This is a genomic window from Streptomyces sp. NPDC002144 (assembly GCF_053593695.1).
In genome coordinates, this window is the sequence record NZ_JBSFDB010000009.1 from 140920 (window position 1) to 153285 (window position 12366).

General features: G+C 71.1%; 11 protein-coding genes. 6 read left to right on the forward strand and 5 right to left on the reverse strand.

The genetic code is table 11. From position 1 onward, the window contains the following. Positions 1–6 precede the first annotated feature (6 nt). Positions 7–1857 carry a family 20 glycosylhydrolase gene (locus tag ACWCQ1_RS16070; protein ID WP_358600924.1) on the reverse strand — a complete coding sequence of 617 codons (1851 nt, stop codon included), beginning with the start codon at positions 1855–1857 and terminating at the stop codon, positions 7–9. Continuing rightward, positions 1850–4201 (reverse strand): alpha-L-fucosidase, encoded by a 2352-nt coding sequence (locus tag ACWCQ1_RS16075; protein ID WP_451026721.1) that lies wholly within the window; start codon positions 4199–4201, stop codon positions 1850–1852. The genes ACWCQ1_RS16070 and ACWCQ1_RS16075 overlap by 8 nt, the downstream gene beginning before the upstream one ends. 248 nt (positions 4202–4449) lie before the next feature. Between ACWCQ1_RS16075 and ACWCQ1_RS16080 the strand changes: the two genes are divergently transcribed. Together ACWCQ1_RS16080 and ACWCQ1_RS16085 are read left to right on the forward strand one after the other, a co-directional pair. Beyond that, a complete protein-coding gene (locus tag ACWCQ1_RS16080; RefSeq protein WP_451026722.1) occupies positions 4450–5793 on the forward strand; it encodes an amidase in 1344 nt (447 codons plus the stop codon). Positions 5794–5815: 22 nt separating this feature from the next. Beyond that, on the forward strand, positions 5816–6352 hold the full coding sequence (locus ACWCQ1_RS16085) for a GNAT family N-acetyltransferase (RefSeq protein WP_133046540.1): 537 nt from the start codon (positions 5816–5818) through the stop codon (positions 6350–6352). Positions 6353–6381: 29 nt separating this feature from the next. On the opposite strand, the gene ACWCQ1_RS16090 is transcribed toward ACWCQ1_RS16085, so the two are convergent. Then, on the reverse strand, positions 6382–6783 hold the full coding sequence (locus ACWCQ1_RS16090) for a VOC family protein (protein ID WP_133046539.1): 402 nt from the start codon (positions 6781–6783) through the stop codon (positions 6382–6384). Positions 6784–6881: 98 nt separating this feature from the next. On the opposite strand from ACWCQ1_RS16090, the gene ACWCQ1_RS16095 reads away from it, so the two are divergent. Continuing rightward, positions 6882–7868 (forward strand): helix-turn-helix transcriptional regulator, encoded by a 987-nt coding sequence (locus tag ACWCQ1_RS16095; RefSeq protein ID WP_451026723.1) that lies wholly within the window; start codon positions 6882–6884, stop codon positions 7866–7868. Positions 7869–7929: 61 nt separating this feature from the next. Beyond that, positions 7930–8571, forward strand: coding sequence for a LysE family translocator (locus tag ACWCQ1_RS16100; protein ID WP_451026724.1), 642 nt, complete (start codon positions 7930–7932; stop codon positions 8569–8571). 24 nt (positions 8572–8595) lie between these two features. Here ACWCQ1_RS16100 and ACWCQ1_RS16105 read toward each other — a convergent pair whose 3' ends face one another. Beyond that, entirely contained in the window at positions 8596–9078 is a 483-nt protein-coding gene (locus ACWCQ1_RS16105; protein WP_451026725.1) for an N-acetyltransferase family protein, read from the reverse strand. A gap of 59 nt (positions 9079–9137) precedes the next feature. Beyond that, complete coding sequence (locus tag ACWCQ1_RS16110) at positions 9138–9311, reverse strand: hypothetical protein (RefSeq protein WP_106980896.1); 174 nt, start codon at positions 9309–9311, stop codon at positions 9138–9140. 376 nt (positions 9312–9687) lie between these two features. On the opposite strand from ACWCQ1_RS16110, the gene ACWCQ1_RS16115 reads away from it, so the two are divergent. Both ACWCQ1_RS16115 and ACWCQ1_RS16120 read left to right on the forward strand, forming a co-directional pair. After that, entirely contained in the window at positions 9688–10782 is a 1095-nt protein-coding gene (locus tag ACWCQ1_RS16115; protein ID WP_358600908.1) for an ABC transporter ATP-binding protein, read from the forward strand. A gap of 193 nt (positions 10783–10975) precedes the next feature. Beyond that, positions 10976–12277 carry a permease gene (locus ACWCQ1_RS16120; RefSeq protein WP_451026726.1) on the forward strand — a complete coding sequence of 434 codons (1302 nt, stop codon included), beginning with the start codon at positions 10976–10978 and terminating at the stop codon, positions 12275–12277. The last annotated feature ends 89 nt before the right edge of the window (positions 12278–12366 follow it).

Sequence of the window (12366 nt, forward strand, 5' to 3'; positions counted from 1 at the left end):
CTCGGTTCAGTGGGCGGTGAGGTGCCAGACGGTGGGCGGGCGCTGGTCCGGCGGGTACTGGACGAGCCGGCCGTCGTCGCTCACGGTCAGCGCCATCTGCGTGATCGCGTTGACGAGCTCGTAGCCTCCGGCGGTGCGGTTCAGCTGCCAGCGCTGCAGGGTGCTGGAGGCGTCACAGCTCTTCCAGGTCGCCTCGACGCCGGGCTGCAGCGGCGCGTTGAGCGTGAGCCTGCCGCCGCTGATCTCCAGGCAGCCATCGGGGGACCGCAGGCCGGCGTATCCGTCGGCGGTGCGGGCGAGTCGGGCCGTGAAGGTCTGTCCCGAGGTACGGAAGCTGTACGTGCCCTCCGCCACCGGAAGCCGCGTCAGATCACGCCGGCCGGGCGCGTGCCCGACCGCCGTCCCCCGTGCGGTGAACTCGGCGTAGGTGGCGTCCGGGTGCGGATCGCCCCAGGTGGCCTCGGCGATGTGCCGTAGCGCGGGCCAGAGTTCGACGGCGACCTCGTTCTCCGTCTCGCCGCTGCCGTTGTCCGGCCACAGGCTGATCTTCGCCCCGGTGATGCCCTCGCCGGTCGCCACCTTCTCCCCCTCGAAGCTGCGCGGGTCCCACCCCTGGTCGTACAGGGACGCGGTGTCGCTGTGGAACCCGCCGCGGACCAGGTACAGCGAGTAGGCGGCGTTCTCGACCTGGTAGCCCTGGGCGATGAGCGCGCTGGGCTTCACGGCGACGTCCAGCCAGTGCTCGACGGTCGTCCCGGCCGCCACCGGCACGGTGTTGGCCCCGGTCAGCCCGTCGTTCCAGATGCGCAGCCGCTTGCCCTTGCCCGCCGCGTACGCCTGGACGCGGTTGATGAAGTCCACGTACGCGTCCTGCGGGGTGGCGTTCGGCCCGTACTTCTCCCGCGCGTACTTCAGCATCTGCGGGTACTTGGCGTAGTCGGAGCCGAGCATGTACTCGTCGGCGCCCATGTGCCAGGACTTCGCGGTGAAGACCTGCGCGTACTCGTCCATCAGACCGGTGTAGTAGTCGAAGGCGGCCTGCTGGGTGACGTCGAGGCGGGCGGGCTGCTTGTCGCCGTCGGAGTCGGTGAGTTGCAGGTCCGGGCGGTTCTCGATCCACGGGTCCATGTGGCCCGGGGAGTTGATCTCCGGGACGATCTCCACGTGGTACCTGTCGCCGAGGGCGACGAGCCGGCGCATCTCGTCCTTGGTGTAGTAGCCCCAGGTGTTCGCCTCGGGGTGAGCGTCGCTCCTCACCTTCAGCTCCAGGAGCAGCTGGTTGAGCTTGTGGTACGCCATCTCGCGCACCAGGTTCTCCAGCCAGGGCAGCGTGATGTGGATGTAGCAGGCGCACACGCCGACGCCCCGCTCCGTGTAGCGCGGTACGTCAATCGTCCGTCCCGCCGGTATCCGGTCGCCCTGCGCGAGGAGTTGGAGGAGGGTGCGGGTGCCGTAGAAGGCACCGGTCTCGGTGGCCGCGGTCACCGACAGCCGCTTGCCGGCGGTGAGTTCGTAGCCCTCGGTGCCGAGCGCCCCGCGGGACGGCTGGACGTCGACCACGATGTCCCCGGTGCGTGCGCCACCCGGGACGACGGGGACGCTGCCGTGCCCCGCCGCGCGCAGATCGTCCGCGAATGTGTCGGCGACCCGCCGCTCGGCCGGGCTGTCGGCGACCAGCCGGACGCCCTTGCCGTACACGTAACCTCCCTGCCCCGCCGTCCAGTTGGTCAGCGCCGGCACGGTGACCGGAACCGTCGGCCGTGCCTCCCGGGCGACCGCCTGGACCGGCGTGACGAGCAGCGTCAGGGCCGCCGAGACACCGAGCAGCCGCAGCAGTCTCTTCCTGATCTCACCCATGCCACTCCACCTTGAACACCCACACGTGCTGTCCCGCCTTGCGGGCTGGCTCCGGTACGTCGATCACCAGCGCCCCCTTGCCGACGGTCCAGGTGAGCGGACGGTCGTGGCCGAGCAGGGTCACCTTGTCGCCGGGCCGGATCGGCACGGGCGCCTCGACGGTGAGCTTCGCTCCCGGCCGGGTCAGGGAGTGGATGTAGAAGGCCTCGTTCGGGCGGACGGTGAACCGCAGGTCCTCGCCGAGCTGCGCCATCCGCGACCAGTACGTCGTGTCGTAGACCGCCTCGCCGTTGACCTTCAGCCAGGCGCCCGTCTCACGCAGCCGGGTCTGCAGGATCGGCGCGATGGTGCCGTCGGCGCGCGGGCCGATGTCGAGCAGGAAGTTGCCGTTCTTGGAGACGATGTCGACGAGGCTGTGCACGACCTCCTCGGCCGTCATGTAGGCGTCGTCCGGGGTGGCCCGGTTGTAGCCGTAGCTGAAGGGGTCGAGGCCGCGGCTGGACTCCCACTTGGCGACGACCGTGTTGTCGTACGTCGTGTACTCGGGCGTCGTGAAGTCGTGGAAGGCGATGCCGGAGCGGTTGTTGACCGTCACGTCGATCGGACGGGCCCGGTTCTTGGCGTGGTTGAAGTACTCTGCGAGGACGTGGAGGCTGTCGTTGACGCCGCCGATGTCGCACCAGATGATCTCCGGGTCGTAGCCGTGGATCAGTTCGAGCATCTGGGGGGCCTGGTAGTCCCGCACGTAGTCCTTGCCCGCGGTGTATCCGGTGTACGGGACCGGCTCCAGGGTGTACGGGTTGCGCGGGGCGTGGCCCATCCACGGGTTGTCGGGGTTGAACCATTCCGGCATGGAGAAGTAGAGGCCGCGGTGGAGTTCGGGGGCGTACCGCCGCGAGGCCTCGAACAGCTCCTTGACCAGGTCCCGATTCGGGCCCATCCTCACCGCGTTGCGGTCGGACACCTTGGTGTCCCACAGCGCGAAGCCCTCGTGGTGCTTGGAGGTCAGCACGTGGTACTGCGCGCCGGCGTCCCGGAACAGCTCGACCCAGGCACGCGGGTCGAACTTCCGCGCCGTGAACCGCGGGATGAAGTCGTCGTAGGCGAAGTCCTCGCCGTAGGTGTCCCGGTGGTAGGCGTAGGTGGGGTTGGCCGGGTCCTGCATCTGGTCCCAGTACCACTCGGCGTACTGCTTGCCGACGGGCGCCCAGGCGGGCACCGAGTAGACGCCCCAGTGGATGAAGATGCCGAACTTGGCACCCTGGAACCAGTAGGGCGCCTGGTGGCCGTCCAACGAGGCCTCGGTGGGCCGGTAGTCGGCGACACCGAGCGTCAACCCGCTCTGCCGGCTGGTCACCTGACGGCCCCTGCCGTACACGCTCACCGAACCGTCCCGCTGCGTTCCCGGCGCGGTGCCCGCCCGGTTGCGGATGCCGACGCGGACGCGGGCCTGCTCGCCGGGGTCGAGGCGGCGGACCCTGGCGGGCTCGACGGTGCGGGCGCCGGGGACGTCGACGCGGACGGACACCTCGTCGCCGGTGAGGATCGCGACGGTGCCCGCGTTGACGACGGTCGCCTCGACGCTCTGGGCGCCGGTGGACTCCAGCAGGGAGTTGGTGGAGTGGGCGTCGCGCAGGGTCAACGCCCTGCCCTGGGCAGCGGGTTGGAGGGTGAGGGCGAAGACGTGCAGAGAGGCCTTGCCGGCCTCGGCGGGGTTGGTGACCGGCAGGGTGATGGCGACGGCCTCGCGCTGCGGGTCGGTCCACACCTCCGAGGTGCCGATGCCGACGCTGTGCTGGTCCTTCGTGCCGTCCGGCGTGTAGCGGTACGGCGCCGACAGCGAGCCGCCCGCCGCGTACCAGTCGGCGCCGCCCAGTCCCGCGGTGGAGGTCGTGCCGTCGGCGTAGTGGACGGTGGCCTTCCCGGAGGCGTCGCCGTAGCTGCCGGACGTGAGGAAGACGGCGGAGAGATAGCGGCCGCGGGGCAGGTCGACGCGCTGGCCGAGCGCGACCACGTTGTTCTTGGCGCCCGCGGTCGAGGCGGGGAAGTCGAAGGGGATGCCGTCGACCTCGACGCGGCCCGCGGGGAGTTCCTCGCCGGGGAAGGTGTAGCCGGAGCCGTCGAAGTCGCCGCCGCGGGCGGTGGCGGTGTCGATGCCGTCGTTGTCGTGGAGGGAGTCGAGCGGCACGGGGACCGGGTCGGGGACGGGGACCCAGCCCGCCGCGCCCTTCCCGCCGGCCGGCTCGGCCGCGAGGGCCTTGCTCGCCGCGGTGAGGGGAAGGGCGCCGACGGCGGTGACGGCCACCGCGGCGCCCAGGACCTGACGTCTTGGATACGGACTCATGAGCGGCTCCAATTCATCGGATGTCTGATCATTGGGCGGGCTCAGGAGCCTGTCAATGACACGTCCGCACACGGCAGTTGCGCCATTGATCCGATGACCTGCGGGGCAGTGACCGGCGGTCGGCGAAAAGTCCAACAACAGCGGTCCGAATGTCCAAGCGCCGGTGCTCTCGACGCCGGGCGCGCGGCGGGGCAGAGTGCACTCCATACTCACGAGTAGCCCACGCACCGCACTCCCGAGGAGCCCCCGTGACCAGCTGGGTCGGCCGCACCGCCACCGAGATCGCCGCCGCCGTATGCGAGAAGCGGGCCACGCCGCGCGAGGTGGTGGCCGAGCACCTCGAACGGATCGAGCGGCTCGACGGACGCGTCGGCGCGTTCCGGGTCGTACGGGCCGAGGCGGCGCTCGCCGAGGCCGACGAGGTGGGAGCGCGCGGCGATCTGGCCGGACTGCCGCTGGCCGGTGTGCCGGTGGCGGTCAAGGACAACCTCGCCGTGCTCGGCGAGTCCAACCGCGTGGGCTCCGCCGCCACCCCGGACACCCCGGCCACCGAGGACCATGTGACGGTGGCCCGGCTGCGCGCGGCGGGCGCGGTGGTGGTGGGGCTGACGAACGTGCCCGAGCTGTGCGTCTTCGGCACCACCGAGGGCGTGCACGGCACCGCCCGCAACCCCTGGGACCTGACCCGCACGGCGGGCGGCTCCTCCGGCGGCAGCGGCGCGGCGGTGGCCGCCGGCTTCACGCCGATCGCCCTCGGCAACGACGGCATGGGCTCCCTGCGCATCCCGGCCGCCAACTGCGGTCTGGTCACCATCAAGCCGGGCTACGGCGTGGTGCCCGCGGGCATCGGTGACGGCGACTGGTTCGGCATGTCGGAGAACGGCCCGCTCGCCACGACGGTCGAGGACGCGCGCCTCATGCTGTCGGTCCTGGCGGACCCGGACGCGCTGCGGCCGTCCGAGCCGGGCATGCGCAGGGTCGCCGTGTCGCTGCGCAGCCCCCTGGTCGGCGTCACCGTGAGCCGGCCGTACGCCACCGCCGCCCGGGACGCCGCCGGGATCCTGATCAAAGCCGGTCACCAGGTGCGCCGCGCCGACCCGCCCTACCCCGCCTCCCTGAGCACGACCTCCCTCGCGCACTGGACGGCGGGCACGGCGGTGGACGCCCAGGGCCTCGACCCGCGTCTGCTGACCCGGCGCACCCGGGTGCACGCGGCCGTCGGCCGCCGCTTCCTGAGCTCCGTCCGGGGCGGTGACAGCCGGGATCGCCTGCGCCGCCGTATGGAGCCGTTCTTCGAGGAGTACGACGTCCTGCTGACCCCCGCGCTCGCCCGCCGCTCCCCCAAGGCGGTGGCCTGGCACGAGCGGGGCTGGCTCGCCAACATCCTCGTCAACACCACCTACTCGCCCCTGACGCCCCCGTGGAACCTCACCGGCTGGCCGGCGATGTCCATCCCCTTCGGCACCCTCCCCTCCGGCGCCCCCACCGCCGTCCAGCTCGTCGGCCGCCCCGGCTCGGAGGCGACCCTGCTGGAACTGGCGGAACAGCTGGAGAAGCTGCACCCGTGGCAGCGGACGGCACCGCTGGACTGAGGGTGGTGTTACGGTCCCTCGCATGGCCGAACTGATCGCTCCCACCGCCCGCTTGCACTCCTCGTGGCTCGCGGCGCGTGACGAGTGGCCCGGCGCTCACCAGGACGGGGCCGGCTTCCGCCTGGTGGGTGACGCCGACCTCGACAGCTCGGACGGGTTCGCCTCATGGGTCGAGCGGCTGCGGCTGCAGTCGGACCGCTCGCTGCCGGTCGGGGAAGGGCGCGTCCACGCCAGCCACTGGTGGATCGTCGACGGCGGGACCTACCTCGGGGCCATCGACCTCCGCCACTATCTCAACGCCTTCCTGCTGGAGGGCGGCGGACACATCGGCTACAGCGTCCGGCCCTCCGCCAGAAGGCGCGGACTGGCCACGTGGGCACTGGGAACCGTTCTCCTCAAGGCGCCGGCGCTCGGTCTTGACCGGGTCCTGCTCACCTGCGACGACGGCAACATCGGTTCGGCGCGCACCATCGAGAGCAACGGTGGCGTCCTGGAGGACGTGCGCAGCACCGAGGCCGGGCTCAAGCGCCGCTACTGGATCGCTCTCGGCTCCCGTTGAGACGCACCCGCGGCCACAGCCGGCAGGGCTCAGGGCCGCTCCTGCCGCCGTACCGCCTCGGGCGTCACCGGGGTGAAGAAGTTGATCAGGTTGCCGTCGGGGTCGCGGAAGAGGAGGGAGCGGTTGCCCCAGGGCATCGTCGTGGGCTTCTGGACGAACTCGACGCCCAGTGACTCCAGTCGGCGGTGTTCCGCGTCGACGTCGGCGACCCGGAACTCGGTGATCACCGAGTGGTTGGCGGCCGGGCGGGCGGAGCCGGCGCCGAAGAGGGCCACGGTGCGCTCGCTCGCCACGGCCAAGGTGCAGCACGGCGTGACGAGTTCGGCGAAGTCCGGGGTCGACCAGGTCGCCGAGACGGCGGTGACCTGCTCGTAGAAGGCGACGAGGCGGGCGACGTCGTGGGTGATCACGCGGATCGAGACGAAGTTCATGAGGGCTCCTGTCAGGAGGGTGCCGGATGAAGGGACGTCCCGAACGCTAGGCCCGATACCGGACAGGTTCCGCCCGGTATACGAGGCAGAATTGCCGAGTGACCACATCGACCGCCCGGGTGCTCGCCCTGCTGGAGATCCTTCAGGGATGCGGCACCCGCACCGTCCCCGACCTGGCCGCCCGCCTCGGCGTCGACGAACGCACCGTCCGCCGCTACGCCGGCCACCTGCTGGAACTCGGCATGCCGGTCGAGTCGGTGCGCGGCCGCTACGGCGGCTACCGGCTCGCCCCCGGCCACCGCATGCCGCCGCTGATGCTCACCGACGAGGAGGCGCTGGCCGTGCTCCTCGGTCTGCTGGCCGCTCGGCGCACCGGGCTGGTCCCCGCGTCCGCCGCGGCCGGTGAGAGCGCGGCGGCGAAGCTGCGGCGCGTCCTGCCGAAGCCTCTCGGCCGACGCCTGTCGGCGCTGCTCGACACGGCCGACTTCACCGCGCCGGCCCGCTCCGGCACCGGCCCCGGGACGGACGTCCTGCTCGGACTCGCCGAGGCCGCGCTGCACCGGCATCCGGTGGAGATCACCTACACCGACCGGCACGGCCGCGAGAGCGGCCGGACCGTGCTGCCGTACGGCCTCGTGGCCCACTCCGGACACTGGTACCTGACCGCCGCCGACCCGGGCGCCGGTGACGGGGAGACCCGTACCTTCCGGCTGGACCGCATCGCCGCCATGACCGTCCGGCCCGGATCCTTCGACGTCCCGCAGGCGTTCGATCCGGTGGCCGCCGTGCAGGACGGCCTCGCGCGGACGCCGTGGACCCACGACGTGTCCCTGCGCGTCCACGCCGACGTCGGGCACATCCGCGCCCACCTCCCCGCCCACCTCGCCACGGTGTCCCCGCTCCCGGACACCGACGTCGACCACGCAGGCTGGGTCCACGTCCGGATCCGGGCGGAGCGCCTGGAGTGGATTCCTCCGGTCCTGGCCGCCCTGGACCGCCCGTTCGTCATCGAGCGCCCCGCGGAACTGCGCGTGCTCGTGCGGGCGCTGGCCGACCGCCTCCACCAGCACGCGAGCGCCGACTAAGGTGCGATCCGCGGCGAAAACCCACTGGAAAGCGGGGTGCCCGCCCTGCTTCCATGGCCGCATGATGTCCACCGACCGTCTGCTGGCCTTCACGGCGCTGTCCTTCCTGCTGATCGTGATCCCCGGTCCGAGCGTGCTGTTCGTGATCGGGCGGGCGCTCGCGCAGGGGCGCCGGGCGGCGCTGACCACCGTCGCGGGCAACACGCTGGGCGCCTATCTGCTGGTGGTGGCCGTGGCGGTCGGGATCGGGTCCGTGGTGGAGCGCTCGGTGCTCGTCTTCACGGTGCTCAAGCTGGCCGGTGCCGCTTATCTGGTGTACCTCGGCGTCAAGGCGTGGCGTGCCCGCGGTTCGCTGCGGGCCGCGTTCACGGGCGCGGAGGCAGTGACCCACAGCGGACTGCGCACCTTCTGGGAGGGGTTCGTGGTCGGCGTGACCAACCCCAAGACCATCGTGTTCTTCGCCGCCGTACTGCCCCAGTTCGTCGAGCGCGACCGCGGGCACGTCACCCCGCAGATGCTGCTGCTCGGCCTGGTCTTCAACGCCATAGCGCTCGCGTCCGACAGTGTCTGGGGGCTGGTGGCCGCCACCGCACGCGACTGGTTCGCCCGCTCCCCACGCCGCCTCTCCCTGGTCGGCGGGGTGGGCGGCCTGACGATGATCGGCCTGGGCGTGACCGTGGCGGTGACGGGCCGCAAGGACTAGGGGCCCTAGCCTCGCGGACGGGTTCTACAGTGCCCGGTACATGATGTGCAGGCCCACCCGGCCGTGGCTCGGGTGGTCGAAGGCCTCCGGTACAGTGCCCAGGATCGTGAAGCCGAGGGACACCCACAGCTTGACCGCCGGGTTGGTCTCCACGACCGCGTTGAAGACCATGCCGCGATACCCCTCCGCCCGGGCCTCGGTCAGGACGTGCTCGGCGAGGGCGCGGCCGATGCCGCGGCCCGCGTGGGCGGGGTCGACCATGAAGCCGGCGTTGGCGATCCGGGCGGCGGGGCCGCCGTAGTTGGGGGTGACGAAGGCCGAGGCGACGATCGCGCCGGTCTCGTCCTCGACGACGAACACACGTTTGGCCGGCCCCATCCACGAGGACCGGGCCACCTCCTCGGAGGTGTCCCGGTCCCAGGTGTAGGTCTCGCCGGCGGCGACGACACGGTGCCAGAAAGGCCAGATGCGCGGCCAGTCCGCGGCCGCGGCTTCCCTGATCTGCATGGGCGTGAGTCTGTCACGCCCATGCGGTCGGCGATCGCGAGGTTCCTGCTCGCGCGACGTCAGTCGACGCTGGGCAGGATGTGCGGCTCGGCGAGGTCGTCCTCGTAGCCCGCCAGGCGGATGGGGGCGGACCGGGCCCACACGTCCAGGCTGCCGAGCTCGCCGGGCCGGCGGCCTGCGCGCTCCGTGCGTTCCTTGGGGCGCTGTTCGCGATTCGTCTTCTCCGGTGTCACCGCGCACTCCTTATGTGTCGGGTCACCCTCGGGGCGTGCCGGCCACTTCACGGTCCGGCTCCTGACGCCCGCTCGGGTGTGAGTCGAAAGCAGTTCGGACGCGGTGGCGCCGGTAACTCGTGTGAGAACAGGCCGTTGTCTGCCGGCCCGCCCCGGGACGGACGTGGGTGTGGGTGGGACCCGGTGGTGCTGTCCGTCGGCTCCAGACTAACCAAATGAGCGGCCCCCCGCTCTATGGGGCCTGAAAACTTGGCGTTACCGTTGCAAGTCGCCCTGTTTGCTCCGTTCTTTCCTGTCACTCGTTCGGCCCAAGGGCGTGCCGAACGCCAACGCCCGTTCCACTCTTGGTTCCAGGACCTTCCGGGAGGGGGCCGTCATGGCGTCCGTCACCTTCGACAAGGTCACCCGGCGCCTTCCGTCGGGCGGCCGTCCCGCCGTCGACTCGCTCGACCTCGAGATCGAGGACGGTGAGTTCATGGTGCTGCTCGGACCCTCCGGGTGCGGAAAGTCGACCTGTCTGCGTCTGCTCGCCGGGCTCGAGGACGTCGACTCGGGATCCATCCACATCGGCGTCCGGGACGTCACCCATCTTCCGCCCCGAGAGCGCGACGTCGCGATGGTGTTCCAGAACTACGCGCTGTACCCGCATTTGTCGGCTGCCGACAACATCGGCTTCGCCCTGCGCATCGCCCGCATGCCAAAACGGCACGCCCGGCAGCGGGTGGGGTTCGCCGCCTCCGTACTCGACATCGAGGACTACCTCGGGCGCCGGCCGAGGACCCTGTCGGGCGGCGAGCGGCAGCGGGTGGCGACGGGGCGGGCGCTGGTACGGGACCCGCGGGCGTATCTGATGGACGAGCCGCTGTCCAACCTCGACGCCCGGCTGCGGGTGGAGACCCGCGCACAGATCGTCCGGATGCAGCACCACCTCGGCATCACCACGCTCTACGTCACCCACGACCAGATCGAGGCGATGGCCATGGGCGACCGGCTGGCGGTGCTCAGGGACGGGGTGCTGCAGCAGGTGGGCAGGCCGCGGGACGTCTTCGCGCGCCCGGCCAACATCTTCGTGGGCGGTTTCGTCGGCTCGCCCGCGATGAACCTGTTCCGGCTGCCGCTGTCCGGGCACGGGGTGCGGCTCGACGGCCTGGAGGTGCCGCTGCCGCGGGCGACCGTGCGGGCGGCCGCGGCCGAGGGGGCGGACGCGATCGTGCTCGGTGTCCGGCCCGAGGGGTTCCGGGTGCTCTCGGCCGAGGACGACTCGAGCCCCGCCCTGGACCTGGTGGTCGAGTCCGTCGAGGACACCGGCGCCGCCGTGTTTCTCCACACCTCCGCCGGGAACCGCGGGCACGTCGTCGTCCGCCTCCCCGGCCGCCCCACGCACGGCAGGGGCGCGCGGCTGCGGGTGAGTGTCCGCGGCGACGCCGTGCACGCCTTCTCCGCGGTGACGGGAGAACGGCTTCCCCTCTGATTCCGCTTCCCCTCTGATTCCGCTTCCCCTCTGATTCCGCTTCCCCTCTGATTCCGCTTCCCCTCTGATTCCGCTTCCCTCCTGATTCCGCTTCCCTCCTGATTCCCCTTCCCCCTGATGCCCATCTGACATATTGATACCCCCAGGGGGTACAGTCCCGTGAACTGGCGTCACACCGAAGGGCTGGGACCTCATGGACGCGATCCTCCACGCGCTGTCCATCACCGGATCGATGACCTGGGAGATCACCTGGGCCCTGGTGCTGGGCTTCGCGCTGTCCGCCGTCGTCCAGGCGGTGGTGCGCCGCTCCACGATCGTCCGGCTGCTCGGCGACGACCGGCCCCGCACCCTGACCCTAGCCGCGGGCCTGGGCGCCGCCTCCTCGTCCTGTTCCTACGCGGCCGTCGCGCTCGCCCGCTCCCTGTTCCGCAAGGGCGCGAACTTCACCGCGGCGATGGCCTTCGAGATCGCCTCGACCAACCTGGTGGTCGAACTGGGCGTGATCCTGGCCCTGTTGATGGGCTGGCAGTTCACCCTGGCGGAGTTCACCGGCGGCCCGGTGATGATCGTCCTGCTCGCCGTGCTGTTCCGGTTGTTCCTGCGCGAGCGCCTGCTGCGCCAGGCCCGCGAGCAGGCCGAGCGCGGGATCGCCGGATCCATGGAGGGCCATGCCGGGATGGACATGTCGGTGGGCGGCGAGGGGTCGTTCGTACGGCGGCTGGTGTCCCGGAACGGGTTCACCTCCGTCTCCCACGTGTTCGTCATGGAGTGGGCGGCGATCCTGCGGGACCTGGTGGTGGGGCTGCTCATCGCGGGGGCGATCGCGGCCTGGGTGCCCGATTCCTTCTGGCAGTCCTTCTTCCTGGAGGGCCATCCGCTCGCCGCGAAGATCGTCGGTCCGCTGCTCGGCCCGTTGGTGGCGATCGCCTCGTTCGTCTGCTCCATCGGGAACGTGCCGCTGGCGGTGGTCCTGTGGAAGGGCGGCATCAGCTTCGGCGGGGTGGTCGCGTTCATCTTCGCCGACCTGCTGATCCTGCCGATCCTGAACATCTACCGGAAGTACTACGGGCCGCGCATGACGGCCTTCCTGCTGGCGACCTTCTACGCGGCCATGGTCCTCGCCGGTTACGTGGTGGAGCTCGTCTTCGGCGGCCTCGGGCTCGTGCCGGACCAGAGCAGTGCGAAGATCCCCGACGAGGGTGTCTCCTGGAACTACACGACCTGGCTCAACATCGTCTTCCTGCTGCTCGCGGCGGTGCTGGTGTGGCGCTTCGCGCGCACGGGCGGGACGGCGATGCTGCGGATGATGGGCGGGGCACCCGGCGACGCCGACGCGGGCCACGATCACGGGCACGGCGACCACTCCGCACCCGCACACCACGACGATCACGCGCACCACGACCATCACACACGCCAGGACCATCACACACGCCAGGACCATCAGAGGCACCAAGACCATCAGACGCACCAGGACGGCCATCACGGTCCGCACTGAAGTGGCCACGCAGTTCAAGTGCCGTTGGCCGAATCGAAACACGGCCATGATCTGCTGACGGACGGCAACGGCTTGTCCGGCGGGAGGAC

Bases quoted from the DNA above. Each gene is read 5' to 3' on its own strand.
- ACWCQ1_RS16070 (WP_358600924.1), bottom strand. From the start codon at position 1,857: ATGGGTGAGATCAGGAAGAGACTGCTGCGGCTGCTCGGTGTCTCGGCG.
- ACWCQ1_RS16090 (WP_133046539.1), bottom strand. From the start codon at position 6,783: ATGAACTTCGTCTCGATCCGCGTGATCACCCACGACGTCGCCCGCCTC.
- ACWCQ1_RS16105 (WP_451026725.1), bottom strand. From the start codon at position 9,078: ATGCAGATCAGGGAAGCCGCGGCCGCGGACTGGCCGCGCATCTGGCCT.
- ACWCQ1_RS16120 (WP_451026726.1), top strand. From the start codon at position 10,976: ATGGACGCGATCCTCCACGCGCTGTCCATCACCGGATCGATGACCTGG.
- ACWCQ1_RS16085 (WP_133046540.1), top strand. From the start codon at position 5,816: ATGGCCGAACTGATCGCTCCCACCGCCCGCTTGCACTCCTCGTGGCTC.
- ACWCQ1_RS16075 (WP_451026721.1), bottom strand. From the start codon at position 4,201: ATGAGTCCGTATCCAAGACGTCAGGTCCTGGGCGCCGCGGTGGCCGTC.
- ACWCQ1_RS16115 (WP_358600908.1), top strand. From the start codon at position 9,688: ATGGCGTCCGTCACCTTCGACAAGGTCACCCGGCGCCTTCCGTCGGGC.
- ACWCQ1_RS16100 (WP_451026724.1), top strand. From the start codon at position 7,930: ATGATGTCCACCGACCGTCTGCTGGCCTTCACGGCGCTGTCCTTCCTG.